Genomic DNA, 1423 nt, shown 5'->3' with positions numbered 1-1423 from the left:
GAACCGAACGGATCGGCGACGAAACGCTCCGCCGTCAACCCCGAACGCCCCCAATACCCCCGCGCCACACCCGCACCACCCACGTACAGCTCGCCGACCACTCCCCCGGGCACGGGGCGCAGACCACGGTCCAGCACACGTAGCCGGGTGCCCTGGACCGGTCGGCCGATGGGCGGGCTGCCGCCCGTGGCCAGGGGGTCGCTCAGGGAGGCGGCGATGGTGATCTCGGTGGGCCCGTAGGCGTTGACCATGCGTCGGCCGGGCGCCCACCGGTTCACGAGCTCGGCCGGGCACGCCTCCGCACCGACGACCAGGACCCGAAGGTCGGGATAGTCCCCGGCGGGTACCGAGGCGAGCACGGACGGCGGGATGATCGTGAGCCCGACGCGGTACCGGAGCAGGGTCCGCGCCAGGTCCTCACCGACCAGCGGGCCGGGCGGGGGCACCACGAGGGCGGCACCCGCGCCGAAGGCCATCAGGACCTCCATCACCGAGGCGTCGAAGCTGGACGAGGCGAGCTGCAGGACCCGGAAGTCGGGCCGGGTGCCGAACCGCTCGGCCATGGAGGCGGCCAGTTCGCCCGTGCCCCGGTGGGTGACCATGGTGCCCTTGGGCGTACCGGTCGACCCCGAGGTGTAGATGAGGTAGGCGAGGTCGTCCGGCTCCGGCGGGACGGGGACGGTCGCCCCCTCGGGCAGCGGGCGGCGGGTCAGGGCGTCCAGGGTGAGACGGATCGGCCCACTGTCGTCGGTTCCGGCGATTCCGGCAGCGGCTCCGGCCTGGTGGTCCGACTCCGTGAGCAGGACGCGCACACCGGAGTCCGCGATGACGAAGGCCTGTCGTTCGACGGGATAGGCGGGGTCGATGGGCAGGTAGGCGCCGCCCGCCTTCATCACCGCCAGGAGCGCGACGATCAGGTCCGGTCCACGCTCCAGGCTCACGCCCACCGTGGTCCCGCGGGTGACGCCCAGGGCGTGCAGGCGCAGGGCGAGGTCGTCGGTGCGCGCGTCGACCTCGGCGTAGGTCCACTCCTGGTCGGCGCCGACCAGGGCGGTGGCCCCGGGGCTGCGGTGCGCCTGCTCGGTGAACACCTCGACGAAGGTGCGACCGGCCCGCGCGGACCCGCCGTCGCCCCAGCGGGTGAGCTCCTCGTGTTCCGCGCCGGTCAGGAGCGGCAGGGCGCCGACGGCGCGGTCGGGCCGCTCCACCAGTGCACGCAGGTGGAAGGCGAAGCGGTCGGCCAGCCGGTCGGCGTTGACGGTGTCGAAGGCGTCGGGATCGTAGCGCAGCTGGACCTCGACGCGCTCACCGTCGTAGGCGACGAGGGTGAGCGGGTAGTTGGTGGCCTCGTTGGCGGTGACGTCGACGATCTCCAGGCCGTGTTCGGCGGCCGAGTCCTGGTCCACCGGGTAGTTCTCGAACA

The 1423-nt window shown here is 73.2% G+C and carries 1 protein-coding gene; it reads right to left on the bottom strand.

The window, feature by feature from the left end; all coding sequences use genetic code 11:
- On the bottom strand, positions 1–1423 hold a 1423-nt coding region (locus tag ACWGKS_RS29950), incomplete at both ends, for an amino acid adenylation domain-containing protein (protein WP_452525090.1).

It is taken from the genome of Nocardiopsis sp. NPDC055879, assembly GCF_053615935.1.
The sequence above is the reverse complement of the archived record's forward strand: the minus strand, read 5'-3'. Positions and strand labels throughout refer to the sequence as shown.